Genomic DNA, 21,196 nt, shown 5'->3' with positions numbered 1-21,196 from the left:
CCGGCGGGTCACGAGGGCCGTTCGTATGACGTACGCCGGGACCGGGCACCCCGGAGATGGCTCCTGAGCGCCTGGATAGCGTCTCCCATAGGATCGCCGAATGCGGATTCTCTATGTGTGTACCGGAAACATCTGCCGATCACCCACCGCAGAGAGGTTGACCACCGCATACGCGGCCGAGGCCGGTCGCGAGGACCTTTCGGCGCACAGCGCCGGCACCCGGGCGATGGTCGGTTACGGCATGGAACCCACCGCGGCACTCGTGTTGCAGCAGCTCGGAGGCGATCCGGACGGATTCGCTGCGCGTCGGATCACCCCGCCGATCGCGGAGGACTCCGACATGATCATCACGATGAGCGAGCGGCACCGCGCCAAGGTCATCCAGCTCGCACCGCGCAGGATGCGGGTGACGTTCACGCTGCGCGAGGCCGCCCGGCTGCAGAACGCCACCGGTGCGCGGACCATCGCAGAACTGACGACGGCCCGGGCGCAGATGTCTGCACCCGGGCCGGAGGACATCGTCGACCCGATCGGCCGAGACGAGGAGACGTTCGTCACGGTCGGATCCGAGATCGCCGATCTGTTGCTACCTCTCCTCGCCGCTCTCCGAGCCTGAGTCGTTCACCGGGCGTCGCGGTGCGTGCACCACGGGTCGCGACAGCGGCTCGGCGGCGGAGTAGGCCTGCGGCGCCTGGTAGGGCTCGCTGCCGTATCGCTCCGATGCCGGCTGCGGCGCCGGCGGGAACTGCTCCGCAGCGCGGTAGTGGTAGGCGTCGTTGCTCGGCGCCGGGTGGGCCTGCGTGGCCGGCGGCTCGACATGATGCTGACCGTTCTGCGGCCGGGCCGGTCCCTCGACGGGTGCCGACGCGGTCGTCTGAGCCTGCGCAGCCGGCTGGGCGGCCGGTGCGGTCGGTGCCGGCGCTCCGACACGCTGCGTCGCCGGCGTGCTCGTCTGGGCGGCTGCCGGAGCAGCACCGTCCTTGTCGGAGCTGTAGTAGTAGCGGTATTCGTAGGCCGTGCCGCGTCCCTTGGTCGGGGTCAGCGCCAGGATCGTGCCCAGCACGGGCGCGTTGACCGCCCGCAGGTTGCCGACGGCCCGCGCGAACTGTTCGCGGGTGGTCTTGCCGTAACGCGCGATGAGCAGCGCACCGTCGGCGATGTTCGTGAGGATCGCCGCGTCGGTGACGGGCAGCAGCGGCGGCGCGTCGATGATGACGTAGTCGAAGCGCGACCGCAGGTCCTCGATGACCTCCCGCGCATGCGCGGAACCGAGCAGCTCGGACGGGTTGGGCGGCAGACCGCCGGCCGCGAGCACCCACATGCCGTCGAAGCGCGTGGGCTGGAGCACGTCCTCGAGTGCAGCCGTGTGTGCGAGCACGTTCGACAGGCCGGCGTCGCCGAGCGTGCCGAGGTACTTGGTCACACGCGGGCGGCGCAGGTCGGCTTCGACGAGCACGACGGAGTGACCGGCCTCGGCGAGCACCAGGGCCAGGTTGACGGCCGTGGTGGTCTTGCCCTCGCCGGGCAGGGAACTGGTGATAACGATCGCGCGCGGCGGGTTGTCGACCTCGAGGAACTGCAGGTTGGTCCGCATCTCCCGGTAGGCCTCGGCGTCGCCGCTGTTGGCGTCCGCGAACACGATCGCCGGCTCTTCTTGCCGGGCCTTCTCGAGCGGGATCACACCCACCACACCGGTGCCGGCGAGCTCCTCGACGGCGTTGCGGTCCTTGATGGTGTTGTCGAGGCGGTCGCGCAGCACCGCGAGGGCGATGCCGAGCAGCACACCGACGGCCAGACCCAGCGCGACGTTCCGTGTGGTCTTCGGCGTCACCGGCGCCGACGGCGTAGCCGCGTACTGCTCGACCACCACGCGGGCGGTCGGCGGGCCGCCGTCCTCGGGGGTCTCCAGTTCGCGTGCCATGACGACGAACTCGTCCGACAGTGCGTTGGCGAGGTCGCGGGCACGCTCGGGCGACTCGTCGGTGACGGCGGTGTCGATGAGCACCGTGTCGGGGGTCGACGAGGCGGTCACCTTGCCGGCGAGATCGACGGCCGACATCTCGCCGAGACCGAGCTTGTCGAGGGTGCGCTGCGCGAGGGTGGTGCCCTCGAGCAGTTCGGTGTAGGAGGTGACTCGCTGCTGCGAGAACAGGTTGCCCTGATAGATCTCCTGCACCGATGCGCCCGACGAGGTCGACACGAACAGGCGTGTCTTGGCTTCGTACTGGGGCGTGGTCAGCAGGGAGGCGCCGAGGGCGGCAAGAACCGCCACCACCGTCGTGACGGCGACGATCTTCCACCTCGCCTGCAGAATTCGCAGGTAATCATGTACTTCCATCAGGGCGTCTCCCTCGTTGCGGTAACACTGCGTGCGCACCCGGCGGGCGCGGTGTGGGGGTCGTCGTGGCGCTCGAGCACGCTGTCGAGCACCGGGCCGATCGCACGCACCGCGTCCGGATCGGCCAGTTCCGAGTGCGTGAACGGCACCGGATGTTCGACGACGAGACCGCGCACATATCGCTGCCAGGTGGCGGCGAGATCTGGGTGCCGGTCGAGATCGGGTTCGGCGACCACCAGGTCGATGTCGCCGTCGTATTCGCTGAGGGTGTGTCGGCGCACCGCGTCTTCGACGGCGTGCGCGGCGGCGTCGGTGCGGCGCCGGACCTCGGCGACGAGTTCTTCGGGCAGCCCGGCGATGTCGGGTACGTTCTCTGCCGTCGGGTGGGGCTCGGCAGGCACAGTCTCGGGCGTGAGCGTGTCGAGCAGCACTACCGCACCGACCTGCTCTCCGTGCTCGCGGAGCTGCACGGCCATCTCGTGTGCGATGGTGCCGCCCACCGACCAGCCCAGCAGGTGGTAGGGACCATCGGCCCTCACCTTACGGATTTCGGCCACATACCGCGCGGCGAGTTCGCCGATGCTGTCCGGAATGTCGTCGAAGCCGGTTGCCTGGAGACCGTAGAGGGTGCGGCCGTCGAGATGCTGCGCGAAACCGGCGTACATCCATGCGAGTCCGCTGATGGGGTGCACGCAGAACAGCGGCGGCTTCTCGTCACCGCGACCGGCGATCTCGACGAGGCTGCCGAGCGGGTCGCGTTCGTCATTACTGCGGCCGTGGTCGATGCGGTCGGCGAGCGACGCGAGATCCGGGCTGGTGAACAGCCACTCGACGGGAACGTCGGCGCCGAGCTCGTCGCGCAGTTCACCGGCGACGGTGACGGCCGCGATGGAACTGCCACCGAGGTCGAAGAAGCTTCGGTCAGCAGAGATCTCGTCGATCGGCCGGTCGAGGTGGCGGGCGAACACCGCGGCGACGGTCTGCGCGATGTGTCCCTGCGGCGCCACATATGGTTCGTCGACGGCGGTGTCGGGGGCGGGCAGCGCCGCGCGGTCGACCTTGCCGGATGCCATCAGCGGCAGTGCGTCGACGACGGTGATGCTCACCGGCCGCAGGTGACGCGGCAGGTCGGCGACGAGCGCGCGACGCAATGCTGCCGTGTCGGGTGCGGTGCCGGTCTCGGGCTGGATATAGGAGACGAGCACGGTGTCGCCGTCACGTCCGGGATGCGGAACGGTCACGGCCGCCGCGACTCCCGGACAGTTCAGCAGCGCCGCGTCGACCTCGGCGGGTTCGATGCGGATGCCGTGGATCTTCACCTGGCCGTCGATGCGGGCCACGTGATCCAGTACCCCGTTCGGCAGGATCCGAACCAGGTCGCCCGTGCGGTACAGCCGCGACCCGTCGTCGCCGAACGGGCTCGCGACGAATCGCGTTGCGGTGAGGCCGGATTCGTAGCGGTAGCCGCGGGCGGTGCTGTCACCGGTCACGTAGAGCTCGCCGACGGTGCCGCGCGGCACGGGGTGCAGACGCGAGTCGAGCACGTAGGCGGTGGCTCCCGCGACAGGCGTGCCGATGCTCGGCTTCTCGTCATCGGTGAGCGGCGCGGAATACGAGACGGCGACGGTGAATTCGGTGGGTCCGTAGCCGTTGACGATCCGGTGCCGCGACCAGCGGCCCACCAGTGCACCGGGCAGGGTCTCACCCGCGGCGACGATCGTCGTCGGCTCGAATGCCTCGGGGTCGAGGGTGCCGAGCACGGTGGGCGTGAGGTTGAGGTGCGTGACGCGCTCGTCGACGATCAGCTCCTGCAGGGGTTCCCCGGCGAAGGTGTGGTCGGGGGCGATCACGAGGGCGCCGCCGTGCGCGTGGGCGGAGAGCAGTTCGAAGACCGCGGCGTCGAAGGTGTGCGAGGCGACCTGCAGCACGCGAGATTCCGGCCCGAGGTCGAGCAGGGCGGTCTGCACGTCGAGCAGCGCCGCGAGCCCACGGTGGGTGACGTCGACGCCCTTCGGCGTGCCTGTGGTGCCGGACGTGTAGATCGTGTAGGCGAGGTCGCCGGATGTGACTGCGGGACGCGGGGGTTCGACGGCGTCGAAGTCGATGCTGCGGTCGGCGGTGAGGTCGAGCCACGTCACGTGGCCGAGTTCGCGGTAGCCGACGGTCAGGCCGATGCGGGCACCGGAGTCGGCGAGGATCGCGGCGCTGCGCGCGTCGGGCTGGGTGAGGTCGACGGACACCCATGCCGCACCGAGTTTCGTGATCGCCCAGACGGCGAGCGGCCAGTACTCGCTGCGCGGCACGGCGATCGCGACGAGGTCTCCGCGTCGTACGCCGTGGGAGGCGAGCACGGAGGCGATCTCGTCGGCGCGGGCGTCGAGTCCGCCGTACGTCCAGGCGACGGTGCCGGAGCGCACCGCGATGCGTCCGCGATGCTGCTCGACGGCGGTCGCGAAGATCTCGGGCAGGGTGCGCGGTGCGACGGCGGGAGCCGACAGCGGTGCGGGCACCGGCACGGCGAGATCGCCGACGGCGCGGTCGGGTTCGGCGAGGGCGGCGGCGAGCATCGCCACGAGGTCGGTGAGCATCGCGTCGCCGGTAGTGTCGTCGAACAGATCCGTCGCATAGACCAGGCGCAGGTCGAGTCCGGCCTCGCGCTCGACGAGTTCGACGACCACGTCGAACTGCGCGGCCGGTTCCCCGGCGTCGGTCTCGGCGATCTGCACATCCGGCAGTTGCGGCAGCACCTCGCCGGCCTCGACGCGGTGCGTGAGCAGCACCTGGAAGAGCGGGCTGTACGACGGGTCGCGGCGCGGCGCGAGGCGGGCGACGACCTCGTCGAACGGCACGTCGGCGTGCGCGAGCGCGCCGAGGTCGGTGGCCCGCACGTCGCGCAGCAGGTCGGTGAACGGCCGCGACGGGTCGACGGCGGTGCGCAGCACGACGGTGCCGACGAACATGCCCACGAGCCGGTCGAGGCGGGCATCCGTGCGACCCGCGATCGCCGTGCCCACGGCGATGTCGGTGCGTCCGCTGCGACGCGCGAGCATCGCGGCGAGCACCGCGTGGACGAGCATGAACACGGTGACGTCGTGGCTGCGCGCGACGTCCCGGAGGCGTCGGTGGGTCTCGGTGTCGAGGGTCGAGACGATCTGCGCGCCACGGTGGGTCGGCTGCGCGGGGCGCGGCCGATCGGCGGGCAGCGGCAGCGGGCTGTCGGGCAGGCCGGCGAGTGTGGTTGTCCAGTAGTCGAGTTGGCGGGCGGCGAGCGAGCCCGGATCGGTGGGGTCGCCGAGCAGTTCGTGCTGCCAGCGCGCGTAGTCGCCGTAGGTGACGGGCAGCGACTCGAAGACCGGCGCTTCTGCCCCGCGACGCGCGGCGTAGGCGACGGCGAGATCGGTGAGCAGCGGACCGACGGATGCGCCGTCGAACGCGATGTGGTGCACGGCGGCGGCGAGCACCCAGCGGCCGGGTTCGACGTCGAACAACCGGATCCGCATCGGGGCCTGCGCCGTGATGTCGAAGGGCGTGGTGATCGTGGCGGTCACGGCCGCGGCGACGTCCTCCGGCGCGGAGTGTTCGAGCACCGGCGGGTCGACGGGTACCTGCACGTCGTCGGTGAAGGCGGTGCGCAGCACGCGGTGGCGGTCGACGACATCGCTCACCGCGGCGGTGAGGGCGTCGACGTCGAGGTCGCCGCTCAGCGTGAGCACGACCGGCACGAGATATCCGGCGGTGCCGGTCTCGGCGCGCGCGACGATGCCGAGGCGACGTTGCGCGGGGGCGATCGGTGCCGGGGTGTCGTCGTCGTAGGGCCGCAGCGCGACGCGCTGGTCGTCGCCGGATTCGATGCGGGCGGCAAGCGCGGCCAGGGTGGGGGCGGCGAGCACCTCGCGCACCGGCACGTCGGTGCCGAACGCCTCGCTCAGCCGCGCGGCGAACACGACGGCCGACAGCGAGTCGCCGCCGGCGGTGAAGAACCCGCGGTGCGCGGCCGGGCGGGCACCGAGCACGTCCTCGGCGACGGTGACGACGAGATCCTCGGCGTCGGTGAGCGGACGGTCCAGGGCGGCGTCGTCGTCGAGGGCCGCGGCGTCGTGCAGTTCGAGCGCGGCGACGTCGAGCTTGCCGTTGGGCGTGAGGGGCAGCTGGTCGAGCGCGTGCACGCGGGTCGGCATGCGGTGCGGCGGCACGACGAGCGCGACTCGCGCGGTGATGTCGTCGGCCGACAGGTCCGGTCCGGCCGCGAACGCGACGAGCGTGCCACTCACCGCGACCACCGCGGCCTGCCGGATACCGGGCTGGGCCAGCAGCGTCGCCTCGAGTTCGCCGGGTTCGATGCGCACGCCGCGCACCTTGAGCTGGCGGTCGGTGCGGCCGAGATAGCCGAGGGTGTCGTCGACGCGGCGGTGGACGCGGTCGCCGGTGCGGTACATGCGTGCACCGCCGTGGGCGGCGACGAAGCGTTCGGCGGTGCGCGCGGGGTCGTCGAGATATCCGGCGGCGAGGCCTTCACCCGCGAGATACAGCTCGCCGACGCCTCCGGCGGGCACGGGACGCAGGCGCGCGTCGAGCACGTGGGCGACGGTGCCGGGCACGGGCTTGCCGATGCTCGGGCGGGTGCCGGGTTCGATGTCGACGAGGGTCGCGACGATCGTGGCCTCGGTCGGTCCGTACGCGTCGAGCATCACGCGGCCGTCGGCCCAGCGCGCCGCGAGCGACGGCGACAGCGATTCGCCACCCGAAGCGACGACCTTCAGGTCGGGCAGTCCCTCGGGATCGAGGGTGCCGAGCACCGTGGGGGTCGACAGGTAATGGGTGATGCGCTGTTCGGCGAGGTAGCGGTGCAGGTCCTGCCCGGCGTAGACGTCCGGGGGTGCGACGACGAGCGTCGCACCGGTGGTGTGCGCGAGCAGCAGTTCGAGCAGTGCCGCGTCGAACTCGGGTGAATAGCCGTGCAGCACGCGGTGTCCGGGCTCGACCCGGTAGCGCTCGGCCACTTCGGCGGCGAGCGGGGCGAGTCCGCGGTGCGTCACCGCGACCCGCTTCGGGGTGCCGGTGGACCCGGAGGTGGACACGACGTAGGCGGTGCCGGGCAGGCACGTCTCCCCTGCCTGCCGCGAATGTGTGAAGGCCGCACCGGTCTTGGTGATGGCCCACAGGGTGCGGATGTAGTCGACGCTGCGCGGTGCGTCGATGCGCACGATCTTCCCGTCCCGCGCGCCGTCGGCCCGCAGTTCGTCGGCGAGGGCGTCGGACTGCTCGTCGAGTTCGCGGTAGGTGAGCGATTCGCCCTCGCCGCGCAGGGCTTCCCGGTCGGGATGGGCGGCGGCGGTGGCGCGCAGCATCTCGGCGAGTGTGCGTGCCGGGGCCGGTTCGCCGCCGTCGAGGGCGGCGGCCGGGGCGTCGACGACCACTTCACCGATGGTCCTGTCGGGTGCGCTCGCCAGGCTGCCGAGCAGCGCGACGAATCGGCTGGCGAGCAGTTCGGCGGTGCGGCCGGCGAAGCGGGCGGCGTCGAACACGAGCGTGCCGGTGTAGCCGTCGGGGCGCGGGGCGAGCGTGAACTGCAGGTCGAACTTCGGTGTGTCGTCGAGGACTTCGCGCGCCTCGACGGTGAGCTCTCCCAGGCTGATCGGGTCGATGCCGAAGTCCTGCAACGCCAGCGCGACCTGCGGTGCGCTGCTCTGCCGCTCCGACAGCAACTGCTCGTACGGCACGGCGACGTGATCGAAGGCCGCGACGTCGAAGTCGCGGACCTGGCCGAGCAGTCCGGCGAACGACATGTCGGGGGCCACGCGGGCGCGCAGCACGAGGGTGTCGAGGAACGGGCCGACGAGGTCTTCGAGCTGCGCCCAGCGGCGTCCACCCACCACGGCGGCGACGGCGATGTCGTCGCTGCCGCCGAGCCGAGCGAGCAGCACCGACAGCGCGGCGTGCAGCACCATGAACTCGGTGGCGCCGTGTGCGCGGGCGAGGTCGGCGAGCGCGTCGCGCACACCGGCGGACACCGTGAAGTCGACGCTGCGCGCACCGGTGTCGATTCCGGTGGCGTCGGCGGGCAGTTCGGTGACGGTCAGTCCGTCGAGGGCGCGTCGCCAGTGCTCGAGGTCGCGCTCGGGGATGCCGCGTTCGGCTTCCCACAAGGCGTAGTCGGCGTACTGCAGCGGCAGCGGTTCCCACTGCGGGGCCGCACCGTTCACGCGGGCGAGGTAGGCGATGGTGAGGTCGCGCAGCAGCGGCCGCAGCGACGTGCCGTCGGCGATCGAATGGTCGACGTCGAGATACAGCACGTGCTGGTCGGGGCCGGTGCGTTCGAGTCGCACGCGCCACCGGTCGCTGCGCGGCGCTTCGTGGACCTGCTGGTACACGCCGTCGCCGTCGACGATGTAGTCGGTGCGCAGGATCTCGTGGCGCAGCGCGACGTCGCCGAGCGCGGCCTGCAGGGCACCGAGGTCGAGCGGTCCGCTCAGGTTGACCTCGCTGCGCAGCCGGTAGGCATCGGGGGCAAGCGAACTCAGCCCCCACAGGCGACGCTGCGCGCGGCTGAGCGGGATCCGTTCCGGTCGCGGCGACACGGCGACGGGTCCGGCGTCGGTATCGAAACCACCGGCGTCGAGGGCGGCGGCGAGTGCGTCGACGGTGGGGTTCGCGAAGACGGTGCGCAGCGGCACGTCGGTGCCGGTCTCGTCGCGCAGGCGTCCGACGAGGACGGTGGCGAGCAGCGAGTTGCCGCCGACCGCGAAGAAGTCGTCGGTGCGTCCCATCGTGGTGCCGTCGCCGAGGACGTCGCCGATGATGCGGGCGACGAGCGCTTCGGTCTCGGTGCGCGGTTCGCTGCCTTCGCCCGCGGCGGGTTCGGGCAGTGCGGCGGCGTCGACCTTGCCGTGGGAGGTGAGCGGGATCGCGGCCAGCGGCACGATCGCGGTGGGCACGAGGTGCGCGGGCAGGACGGTGCGCAGCTGCGCTCGCAGGCCTGCGTCGTCCAGGTTATCGCCGTCGAGGTTCTCACCGGTGACGTAGGAGATGAGGCGGCCGCTGCGCACGAGGGTCACGGCCCGGTCGACGCCGTCGAGAGCGGTGAGAGCGGTGTCGATCTCGCCGGGTTCGATGCGCACGCCGCGCAGCTTGATCTGGTTGTCACTGCGGCCGACGAATTCGAGGGCACCGGCGCGGGTCCAGCGCACGAGGTCGCCGGTGCGGTAGCGACGGCCGTCGGGTCCGGCGACGAACCGCGAGGCGGTGCGCCCAGCGGCATCCCGGTAGCCCGACGCGAGTCGCGGTCCCGAGACGTACAGTTCGCCGACCACGCCGGCGGGCACGGGACGCAGTCGCTCGTCGAGGACCTCGACGGTGACGCCGCGGACCGGGGTGCCGATGACGATGTCGTCGCCGGGTCGCAGCGGCTGCGAGTTGGTGACGAACATCGTGGCCTCGGCCGGGCCGTAGCTGTTGACGAGGGTGCGCCCGTCTCCCCAGCGATCGACGATCTCGCGGGTGAGCCGGTCGCCGCCGAGCACGAGGGTGCGCAGGGCCGGCAGGTCGCGCACCGGCACGGTCGCGAGCGTCGACGGCGTCATCACCGCGTGCGTGATCGCGGCACTGTCGAGCAGGTCGCCGAGGGCAGCGCCACCGTAGCTGTCGGCGTCGGCCACCACGAGCGTCGCGCCGGAGATGCCGGCGGTGAGCATCTCGAGCATCGCGGCGTCGAACGACGGTGCCGCGACGTGCAGGACGCGATCGCCCGGGAAGGCTGCGAGGTATTCGCCGATGTCCTCGGCGAACGCGCTCGCGGCGCGCTGGGTGACGGTGACGGCCTTGGGGTGTCCGGTGGTGCCGGAGGTGAAGACGAAGTAGGCGGGGGCGTCGGGTGCGGGATCGACGACGTCGGCAAGCGGTTCCTCGTCGTCGGAGGTCACCTCGAGCCACCGCACGGTCGCCGGAAGTGTCGGCGCTTCACCGACTCCCACACGCACGTCGGCGAGCATCTCGGCCAGGCGCGCGGTGGGGGCGGTGGGGTCGACGAGCATCGGTGCGGCGCCGGCGCCGATGATGCCCCACACGGCGAGCACCGATTCGAGCGAGCGCGGGTAGGCGCACGCCACCGGATCCCCCGGGCGCACACCGGCGAGCTGGAGACGCGCCGCGAGAGCGTCGGAATAGTAGAGCAGTTCGGGATACGACAGTTCGCGGTCGCCGTCGACGATCGCGAGTTCCTCGCCGCCGGCGGCCGCGCCCTGCGCGAGCCACTGGCGCAGCGACCGGGGTGCGCCCGGCACAGCGCCGACAGTGGGCAGGCCGGCGTCGCCGTGCAGGTCGATCTCCCCGACCCGCACGTCCGGATCGGCGACGGCCGCGCTCAGGATCGTACGCAGGCGGTCGGCGTAGCCGGCGACGGTGTCGGCGTCGTACAAGTCTGTGCTGTAAAAGAATTCGAGGTCGATGCCGTCCTGCTGCTCGGTGACGGTGACCTGCACGTCGACGTTGACCGTTTCGGTGTCGACAGGCGCGGCGGTGACGTTCAGGCCGGGCAGCGCAAAGGTCGACTCGACGGGTCGTGCCTGCGACAGCGCCACCTGGAACAGCGGGTGCCGCGCTTCGCTGCGGGCGGGCTGCAGCTTCTCGACGAGCGTCTCGAACGGCGCGTCCGGGTTGCTGTAGGCGGCGAGGTCGCGGCGGTGCACCTGCGTGAGCAGCTCGGTGAAGGTGGCGTCGGGGTCGACGTCGGTGCGCAGCACGAGGGTACCGGCGAACATGCCGACGACGTCGTCGAGCTGCGGGTCGCCGCGACCGGAGACGGCGGTGCCGATGGGGATGTCGCGACCGGCACCGTGCCGCGCGAGCAACGCCGCGAGTGCGGCGTGCAGCACCATGAACACCGTCGCGCGACCCTCACGGGCCAGCGTGTGCAGTCCGCGGACGAGGTCGGCGTCGAGCGAGACGGTTTGGGCGGCACCGTGTCCGGTGGGTTGCGCGGGGCGCGGCCGGTCGCCGGGCAGGGTCACTTCGTCGGGCAGGTCGGCGAGTTCGCCCAGCCAGTACGGGATCTGTTCGTCGGCGACGCTGCGCTGCCACCGCGCGTAGTCGGTGTACTGGACGGGCAGCGCCGGCAGCTCGGGGCTCGCGCCGGTGAGGCGGGCGTCGTAGGCGACTGCGATGTCGCGCAGCAGCGGCGTGAGCGACCAGCCGTCGGCTGCGATGTGGTGCAGGACGACGAGCAGCACGTGCCGGTCAGGTGCCGTCCGGTACAGGCGCATGCGGGCCGGGGGTTCGACGGTGAGGTCGAATCCGGTGGTGGCGTAGTCGCGGACGAATTCGTCGAGGGCGTCCTCCGGCACGGCCACCGGGTCGAGATCGGGGCGTGCCGGGGGCAGCACGGTGTACTCGTCGGCGGCCGGGTAGACGGTGCGCAGCGTGCGGTGCCGTTCGAGCACGTCGGCCACGGCGGCGGTGAGGGCATCGACGTCGAGGTTCCCGTCGAGCCGCACCACGAAGGGCAGGTTGTAGCTCGGGGAGGCCGGGTCGAAGCGGTTGATGAACCACAGGCGCTGCTGCGCCGCCGACAACGGGGCGGGTGCGTCGGGGTCGGCGACGAGACGCGCACGGCGAGAGGGCTTATCGCTTCCACTGGTTATGTGTGAAGTTAGGGCTGTAATGGTCCGGTTCTCGAAGATGTCTCTCACGGTGACGTCGGCGTCGAGCACGTCCGACAGGCGACCGGCGAGGCGCGTGGCGAGCAGTGAGTTGCCGCCGAGGTGGAAGAAGTCGTCGTCGGCGCCGAGGGTGCCGGAGGTGATGCCGAGCAGTTCGGCGCACACGTCCGCGACGAGTTCCTCGACCGGTCCGTGCGGTGCCGCTCCCCCATCGGCCGTGACGTCGGGGGTGGGCAGGGCGGCACGGTCGAGTTTGCCGTTGGCGGTGAGCGGCAGCGCGTCGAGGGCCACGGCGGCCGACGGGACGAGGTAGTCGGGCAGGCTGCGTCGCAGGTCGCACAGGGCGTCGATGGCGTTGCCTCCGACGAGATAGGCGACGAGGCGGTCGTCGCGCAGCAGCACGACGGCCTGGCGCACGCCTTCGCTGCGCAGCAGGGCGGCTTCGATCTCGCCGGGTTCGATGCGGTAACCGCGCAGTTCGATCTGCTGGTCGGCGCGACCGAGATAGTGCAGGGCACCGCTGGTGTCGCGGCGGCCGAGGTCGCCGGTGCGGTAGCGGCGCGTGCCACCGGGGGCGGCGACGAAGCGGGTCGCGGTCTGGCCGGGGCGTCCGCGGTAGCCGCGCGCGAGTTGGTCTCCGCGCACGTACAGTTCGCCGCTCGCACCGGGCAGTGCGGGTCGCAGCGACGAGTCGAGCACATCCACGGCGAGACCGGGCAGCGGCGCACCGATGCCGGTCGCGGTGGCGTCGCCGAAGGTCACGTGCACGGTGGTCTCGGTGATGCCGAACATGTTGATCGTCCGCACATGCGGATGGCTTGCGGCCCACGGGCGCACGCGCTCCGGGTCGAGGGCTTCGCCGCCGAAGATCACCAGCCGCAGGTCTTCGAGCGGCGCGTGATCGGTGGCGGCGAGCTGGTAGAAGGCCGTGGGGGTCTGGTTGAGCACCGTCACCCGGTTGCTGGTGAGCACGTCCACGAAGGCGGCCGGGTCGCGCACGGTGAGGTGGTCGATCACCACCACGGAAGCGCCGGTGGCGAGCGGTGCCCACATCTCCCACACGGAGAAGTCGAAGGCCGGCGAGTGGAACATCGTCCACACGTCGTCGGCGCGCAGTCCGAACTCGTCGACGGTCGCGGCGAGCAGCGACAGCACGTTGCGGTGCGTCACCTGCACGCCCTTGGGGGTTCCGGTGGAACCGGAGGTGTAGACGATGTAGGCGCCGAGATCCGCGACGAGCGGGAAGTCGAACAGCGCGCCGTCGTCGAGGCGGCCGGCCACCTCCGGGTCGTCGAGTCGCAGCGTCGGCACGCGGACGTCGGTGAAGTCGTTGTCGGTGACGACCAGCGAGGGCTGCGCGTCGTCGAACAGGACCTGCAGTCGCGTGGCGGGATGCGTGACGTCGACGGGCAGGTAGATTCCACCGGCGCGGGAGACGGCGAGGATCGCGACGACGAGGTCGGGGGTGCGCGGCAGCGCGACGGCGACGACGTCCTCGGCGGTGACGCCGCGTTCGCGGAGGAGTTTGGCGAGCGCGCCCGAGCGCGACCACAGCGCGCCGTAACTGAGGGAGTACCCGTCCCCCACCACGGCGACGGCCGCCGGATCGTCGGCCACGCGCTGCGCGACCAGCTCGGGCAGCGACTCTGCCGAAAGTTGTTGCGCGACGCCGACGGGGGTGAGGTCGGCGTCGCCCAACTCGATACCGCCGACCGACACAGCCGGGTCGGCGGTAACGGCATCGAGGATACGCACGAACCACGACTGCCACTGCGCAATCGTGTGCGAATCCAAAAGTTCGTCCGCGTACGTGAGGACCGTTTCCAAACCGGCGGGTACACCGGTCTCGGAACGGCGTTCGCGGACGGTCAGTTCGAGGTCGACGCGGGCCGTGCCCACCGGGATTTCGCGGATCGTCGTGGAGCTGCCGGGCAGCGTGAACTCGTCGAGCGAGAACGACTCGTACGCCAGGATGACCTGGAACAACGGGTGGTGCGCGTCGGTGCCGGCACCCACCGCGTCGACGATCCGATCGAACGGCACGTCGGCGTGAGCGAAGGCGTCGAGATCGGCGCGACGGGTATCGGCGAGCAGGTCGGCGAAGGTGCGGCGCGGATGCACCCGCAACCGCAGCGGCACGGTGCCGACGAACATGCCCACCACGTCGTCGACCGCGGCGTCGCTGCGTCCGGAGACGGGCGTGCCGATGGTGACGTCGTCAGTGGCGGCGAGCGCCGACAGCAAGATCGCAAAGGCCGCGTGCATCACCATGAACGGCGTGACGTCGTGGGCGCGGGCGAGCTTGTCGACCGCGGCGTGCAGTTCGGCGGGGATCGTGAAACTCGCGCGACCCGCGGTACCGGTGGTCGCCGCGCTGCGGGGACGGTCGGTGGGCAACGCGAGCAGCGGCGACGCGTCGTCGAGGGTCTGCTTCCAGAAGGCGAGCTGCCGTGCCGCGAGGCTGTCGGGATCGTTCTCGTCGCCGAGCACGGCCCGGTGCCAGCGCGCGTAGTCGCGGTAGGTGACCGACGGTGCCGGCAGCTCCGGCGTCTCCCCGTCGCGGTGGGCGCGGTAGGCAGCGACGGCGTCACGTCCGAGCGGCAGCAGCGACAGGCCGTCGGCGGCGATGTGATCGATCACCACGGCGAGCACGTAGCCGGAGTTTGTCCGATACAGCCGGGTGCGGATCGGCGGGTCGACGGTGAGATCGAAACGCGCGCGCGCGAATTCGGCCAGATCCGCATCGAGATCGGTGCCGGCGTCGACGGGCTCGAGGTCGAGCGTCACCGACGACAGCACGTGCTGGCGTGGGCCGGACGGGCTGTCGGGGAAGACCGTGCGCAGCGAGTCGTGGCGAGACAGCACGGTGGCGGCGGCCGCACGTACGGCGTCGAGATCGGTGTCGGCGTCGAGATCGAGCGCGAAGGCGATGTGGTCGCCGCCGTCGATACCGTCGGCCACGTCGAACCGGTTGAGCAGCCACATGCGCTGCTGCGCGGGTGCGAGCGGCGCGTCGCTGTCGTCGTCGATGTGCACGAGCGGCAGGTGCTCGCCGATGGGTTCCTCGGCGAGCAGGTTCGCGAGTTCGGCGACAGTGGGGTGCTCGAAGATGTCGCGCACACCCACCCGGCGACCCGCGACTCCCCGCAGGCGCGCGGCGAGCTGGGTCGCGAGCAGTGAATTGCCGCCGACGGCGAAGAAGTCGTCGGATCCGGCGACGCTCGGCAGGTCGAGCAGGTCGGCGACGACACCGGAGACGAGTTCTTCGGTGGCGCTGCGGTATCCGTCGGTGCGGGTCGCGGTGACCACCGGCTCGGGCAGCGCGGCGCGGTCGATCTTGCCGGTGCTGGTGAGCGGGAACGCGTCGAGCACGGTGACGATCGCGGGCACCATGTGCCGGGGCAGCCGCTGGGCGACCCACTCGCGGATCTCGTGCGGGTCGAGGCGGCCGTTGCGGCTGTGCACGTAGGTGGCGAGGGTGTCGCCGCGCACCACGGTCACGGCGGTGCCGATGCCCGGGTGGGTCTGCAGGATCGCGTCGATCTCGCCGAGTTCGATGCGGAAGCCGCGGATCTTGACCTGATGGTCGCTGCGGCCGACGAATTCGAGCGCGCGGTCGTCGTCGTGTCCCGTCCAACGGACGAGATCGCCTGTGCGGTAGAGACGTCCGGTGCCGAACGGGTTGGCGACGAAGCGGTCGGCGGTGAGTGCGGGTGCGTCGAGGTATCCGCGGGCGACGCCCTGTCCCCCGAGATACAGCTCGCCGGTCACACCTTCGGGCACGGGCCGCAGGCGTTCGCTGAGCACCACCGCGGTGACGCCGACGAGGCCGGTGCCGATGGTGAGCCGGTCGCCGGGTTCGAAGGGTTCGCTCGACGTGGCGAGCACCGTCGTCTCGGTGGGGCCGTAGACGTTGAGCAGGGTGCGGCCGGGCGCCCAGCGTTCGGCGGTCTCGACCGGCCATGCCTCGCCGCCGATCGCGATGGTGCGCAGGGCGCCGAGCCCGGTGGGGTCGAGCTGGGTGGGCACCGAGGGCGTCGAGAACCAGTGGGTGATGCCTTCGGTGCGAAGCAGTTCCACGAGTTCGCCGCCACCGAACAGGTCGGCGGGCGCGACCACCAGCGTGCCGCCGGAGGTGAGTGCCAGGACGTATTCGAGCACCGCGCCGTCGAAGGCGGGGGTGGCGAAGTGCAGCACCCGTGCGTCGGTTGCGGTGTCCGAGATGGTGGGCAGGTCGAAGCGTTCGACGAACGACTGCGCGAGCGGGCCGAGTCCGCGATGCGAGACCACCACGCCCTTGGGCCGGCCGGTGGAGCCCGAGGTGTAGACGACGTAGGCCGTGTTGTCGACGTGCAGCGGCCGCACACGATCGGCGTCGGTGATGGGGCGGGTGTCGCCCTCGACGGTGAAGGCGATCGGCTCGACCCCGGCGGGCAGCGTGACATCGCCATCGACGATCGCGTACCGCGCGCCGGAGGCGCCGAGCAGCTGGGCGATGCGTGCGGCGGGCTGGTTGGGGTCGACTGGGACGAAGGCCGCGCCGCTCAGCGCTACGGCCGCAGCGGCGAGCACCGAACGCGTCGACCGCGAGAGCACGACGGCCACACGGTCTTCCGTACCGATGCCCTGCTCGATCAGCGTCCACGCGAGCGGGCGTGCCGCCGTGCCGATCTCGACGGCCTGTCCACCGGGTTCGGCGACGCAGGCCGGCGACCGGTCGATGATCTCGGCGAAGGTCGCTTCCGGCCCGGGTTCGGCCGGTTCGATGGAGAGGGTGCCGAGGTCGAGGTCGCCGACGGGCAGCGACGGATGCTGCGCGACCTGCTCGAGTACTCCGCTCAGGCGGGTCACCCAGCGGGCGACGGTGTCGTCGTCGAACAGTTTCGTGTCGTAGACGAGGCGGCCGGTGAGCGATCCGTCGCGCAGTTCGCGCAGCGAGATCTCGAGGTCGAATCGCGCCTGCGACGAGGCGATCTCCTGCGGCCGCACCGTGAGGCCGGGCAGTTCGAGGTCGGGCACGTCCACGTTGTCGTAGGCGAGCATCACGTGGAAGGGCGAGAAGCCCAGGGCGTCGACGACGTAGTCGAACGGCACGGTGGCGTGCGCGAAGGCGTCGAGGTCGGTGTCGCGGGCCTGCGCGAGCAGCGCCGTGAACGGCTGTGCCGGGTCGACATTCGTGCGTAGGGTGACGGTGCCGACGAACATGCCGACGAGCGCGTCGAGATCGGGATGGTCGCGACCGGCCGTTCCGGTGCCGATGGCGATGTCGGGCCCGGAGGTCCAGGCTGCGAGCCACACGGCGACGGCGGCGTGCACGGCCATGAAGGTGGTGGCGTCGTGTGCGGCGGCGACGGACCGCAGTGCCGCGACCTGGTCGGCGGGCACCGTGAAGTCCACGGTCGCAGCGGGACCGAAGCCGCCGTTGCGGGGGCGATCGGTGGGCAGCGGCGCCGCGTCGGCGAGACCGTCGAGTGTGCGGGTCCAGTAGTCGATCTCGCGACCGGCGCGGGCGTCGGGTGCCGCCGGATCGCCGAGGCGGTCGAGGTGCCACTGCGCGTAGTGCCGGTAGTGCAGCGGCAGCGCCGTCCACGCGGGGGCCTCCCCGGTCGTGCGGGCGAGGTAGGCGGTGGCGACGTCGGCGGTGAGCGGCACGAACGACGCACCGTCGAGCGCGATGTGGTGGGCGACGACGGCGAGCACGTGCTTGTCGTCGGCGAGTCGCAGCAGCCGGATGCGGAACGGGATCTGCGCGGTGAGGTCGAACGGTTCTGCTGCCCACTCGGTGATGAGGGCTTCGACGTCGCCCTCGGCGGTTTCGGGTTCGAGCGCGAGACCGGCGACGGCACGCTCGAGCGGCAGCACGTCCTGCACCGGGCCGTCGAGTTCGAGGCGGAACAGCGTGCGGAGGGTTTCGTGCCGGTCGAGGACGTCCACCACCGCGGCCTGCAGCGCCGGCAGGTCGAGGGCGCCGTCGAGGTGCAGCGCGAACGGCAGGTGGTAGGCAGCCGGGTCGCCGTGCGCGCGGGCGAGCAGGAACAGTCGGCGCTGCGCGGGGGCGAGCGGCGACGGTCCGGTGTCGGGGGTGGCGACGGGTCGCGATTCCGATTCGGGTCGCTTCGCCGCGGCGGCCGCCAGTCGGGCCACGGTCGGGTGGGCGAACACGTCGCGCAACTGCACGTCGCGACCCAGTGCTGCACCGAGACGGGCTGCGAGTTGCGCGGCGCCGAGCGAGTGACCGCCGAGTGCGAAGAAGTCGTCGTCGGCTCCGATGTCGTCGATGCCGGTGAGTTCGGCGAACAGCTCGGCGACGATCTTCTCGGTCGGGCCGTTGGGCGGCCGCGATCCGACGGCCACGGCCCGCTCGGGTGCGGGCAGCGCGCGCCGGTCGACCTTGCCGCCCGGAGTGAGGGGCAGCGCCTCGAGCACGGTGATCGACGACGGACGCAGATAGGTGGGTAGTTCGTCGGCGAGGCGGACGGTGAGATCGGCGGGGTCGACGTCGCCCACGACATAGGCGGCGATGTGCTCGCCGTGGACGGTGACGGTCGCGGCCTGCACCTCGTCGAAGGCGACGAGCGCGGCTTCGATCTCGCCGAGTTCGATGCGGTATCCGCGGATCTTCACCTGCTGGTCGGCGCGGCCGAGGAATTCGAGGTGGACGTCGGTGGTCCAGCGGGCGCGGTCGCCCGTGCGGTACATGCGCCCACCGAACGGTGAGGCGACGAATCGTTCGGCGGTGAGGGCCGGTGCGCCGAGGTAGCCGCGCGCCACACCCGGTCCCCCGAGATACAGCTCGCCGATCACGCCGGCGGGCACGGGATGCAGGCGGGCGTCGAGGACGACAGCGGTCATGCCGTCGATCGGCCGGCCGATCGGAACGCCCGCGCCGGGCTGCAGCGGGTCGCTGAGCGTCGCGAGGATCGTGGTCTCGGTGGGCCCGTAGGCGTTGAGCATCGTGCGGCCGGTGGACCAGCGGTCGGCCACGGCCTGCGGCAGTGCTTCGCCACCGGCGTCGAGAACCTGCAGGTCGGGCAGGTCGTCGTCGGGGGTGACGGCGAGGATCGCCGGTGCGGTGATCGCGTGGGTGACGGATTCGCTGCGCAGCAGGGTTGCCAGCGCCGGTCCGCCGACGGCGTCGGGCGGGCAGATCACCAGGGTGGCGCCGGCGTCGAAGGCGAGGAGCAGTTCCTGCAGCGATGCGTCGAAGGACGGCGACGCGAGGTGCAGTACCCGCGACGTCTCGTCGGCGCGGTAGCGATCGCGCAGCGTCGACACGAGCGCCGACACTCCGCGGTGGCCCACCGCGACGGCCTTCGGGGTGCCGGTGGAACCGGAGGTGTGGATGATCCACACCGTGTTGTCGACGTGCAGCGGCCGCAGGCGATGCTCGGCAGTGAAGGTCTCGCCGGAACCGTCGGTGGGAGGCGCGAGGCGGGTGACGTGCTCGGGCAGCACCGGGTGGTCGTGGGCAATGGCGATCCGCACGTCGCGCAGCACCTGCTCGAGGCGGCGGGCGGGAAGTTCGGGGTCGAGCGGGGTGTAGGCGGCACCGGTCTTGGCGACGGCCCACAGTGCGACCACCGAATCGATCGAGCGAGGCAGCAGCACCGCGACGCACTCTTCGGGTCCGGCACCGGCCGCGACCAGCGCATGAGCGAGCGCGTCGGAGCGAGCGTCGAGTTCGCGGTAGGAGATGCTGTCGTTTCCGTCCACGACGGCGACGGTGCGGCTCGCGGCATGGCGGGTGAGGACGTCGGGCAGCAGTTCCGGTTCGGGCGCGGTGCGTCCGCGGGCGGGAGCCAGACCGTCGAGTTCGGCTGGCTCGGCGAGGGCGAGATCGCCCACCGCGACGCGCGCGTTCTGCACGAACTCCTTCAGGAATCCGAGGAAACGGCTGTGCAGCGACGAGAGGTGTTCGCCGCTGTAGAGATTGGGGTTGGCCTCGAAATCGACGCGCATCGTGCGGCCGGCGATGCCCGGGTAGACGTTGACCGACAGGTCGTCGACCGGTCCGGTGGACTGCACGTGGTAGTCGCCGATCACGTCGCCGAACGCGATCTGCGGGTGGAACATCATCAGGTTGACGACGGGACCGAACGCATTGCGGGTCTCGCTGTGCTCGCGGCCCATCTCGCGCAGGTCGGCCAGCATGTCCTCGTAGCGATAGCGCTGATGACGCAGGGCTCCGGTGAGTTCGACCTGCACGTCGCGGATCAGATCGGTGGCCGGCGCCGCCTGATCGACGCGGACCCGCAGCGGAACAACATTGGAGATGGCTCCGGCGGAGCGACGCAACGGCGCGGTGGTGCGGGCCGAGACCGGAAGCGTGAGCACGACGTCGTCGGTACCGCACGCGCGGGACAGAAATGCGGCGAAGGCTGCGACGACGACCGGGACGTCGGTCGAATTCGCGTCGTGGGCCAGAGCCGTCACGGCGTCGGCAACCTCGGACAACAACTCGGTACCGGCCTGGCGCGCCGGCACCTTCGGCGGAGCGACGCCCTCGACGAGCGAAATCGGTTCGGGCAGGTCGGAAAGCCGCTCGAGCCAGTGGGCACGATCGGCGGTCTGACGTTTCGACCCCGTATATGCAGCCTCGAACTCGACGATCTTCTCGACGGGCATCGACGTGACCGGCGGTGTCTCCTCTTCCGCAATCCACGCCGAGTAGAGCTCGGCCGAGCGGTTGAGCATGATCATCGCGCCGTGCCCGTCCAGAGCTATGTGGTGGACGTAGCTGGACAGGAAATACCGGCCGTCGGCGACATGGAGCAGCGCCGTCGCGATCAATCGGTCGCGCAGCGGATCGATGGGGCGCGAGAACCGCTCGCTCATCCACCGGTGGGCCGCAGTCTCGGGGTCGTCGCACGAACGGAAATCCATGTACGGGACGTCGTCGTCGAACTCGACATCGACGACCTGCTCTGGAAGCCCTTCCTTTTCGACGAGGAAAAGGAAGCCGGACTCCACGTCGCGTGCACCCTGCACACATGCCTTACGAACGAGGTCGTGATCGGGCTCGCCTCGAAGTTCTACGTACTGGGCGATCGTGAAGGGCACATCAGGATGGAGTGCTTGCGCGTACCAGAGACCCCGCTGACTAGGGGACAGCGGAAGTAGATGCACCACGCTCCCCTCGCCCTCGCCCGACACAATTCAGGACAGGGGACGTGCAGAATCCTCCCCTATCGTGCGATCGTGGACG

Annotated in this window: 3 protein-coding genes; 1 reads left to right on the top strand and 2 read right to left on the bottom strand. The window is 71.2% G+C overall.

Features of this window, described 5'->3' with window-relative positions; genetic code table 11:
- Window positions 1–100 precede the first annotated feature (100 nt).
- On the top strand, window positions 101–616 hold the full coding sequence (locus ACQR3U_RS04755) for a low molecular weight phosphatase family protein (protein WP_024101937.1): 516 nt from the start codon (window positions 101–103) through the stop codon (window positions 614–616).
- Here ACQR3U_RS04755 and ACQR3U_RS04750 read toward each other — a convergent pair.
- On the bottom strand, window positions 587–2,338 hold the full coding sequence (locus tag ACQR3U_RS04750) for a polysaccharide biosynthesis tyrosine autokinase (protein ID WP_039585706.1): 1,752 nt from the start codon (window positions 2,336–2,338) through the stop codon (window positions 587–589). The genes ACQR3U_RS04755 and ACQR3U_RS04750 overlap by 30 nt on opposite strands.
- Window positions 2,338–21,117, bottom strand: coding sequence for an amino acid adenylation domain-containing protein (locus ACQR3U_RS04745; protein ID WP_269572327.1), 18,780 nt, complete (start codon window positions 21,115–21,117; stop codon window positions 2,338–2,340). Before ACQR3U_RS04745 ends, ACQR3U_RS04750 begins: the two co-directional genes overlap by 1 nt.
- Window positions 21,118–21,196 lie beyond the last annotated feature (79 nt).

The organism is Rhodococcus sp. IEGM1339 (assembly GCF_050321925.1).
Classification (GTDB): Bacteria; Actinomycetota; Actinomycetes; order Mycobacteriales; family Mycobacteriaceae; genus Rhodococcus; species Rhodococcus pyridinivorans.
Note: the sequence above shows the minus strand (reverse complement) of the source record. Positions and strands in the feature narration are given on the sequence as shown.

What these genes read in the sequence shown, in the direction of transcription:
- ACQR3U_RS04755 (WP_024101937.1), top strand. Translation starts at nt 101, where the DNA reads ATGCGGATTCTCTATGTGTGTACCGGAAACATCTGCCGATCACCCACC.
- ACQR3U_RS04750 (WP_039585706.1), bottom strand. Translation starts at nt 2,338, where the DNA reads ATGGAAGTACATGATTACCTGCGAATTCTGCAGGCGAGGTGGAAGATC.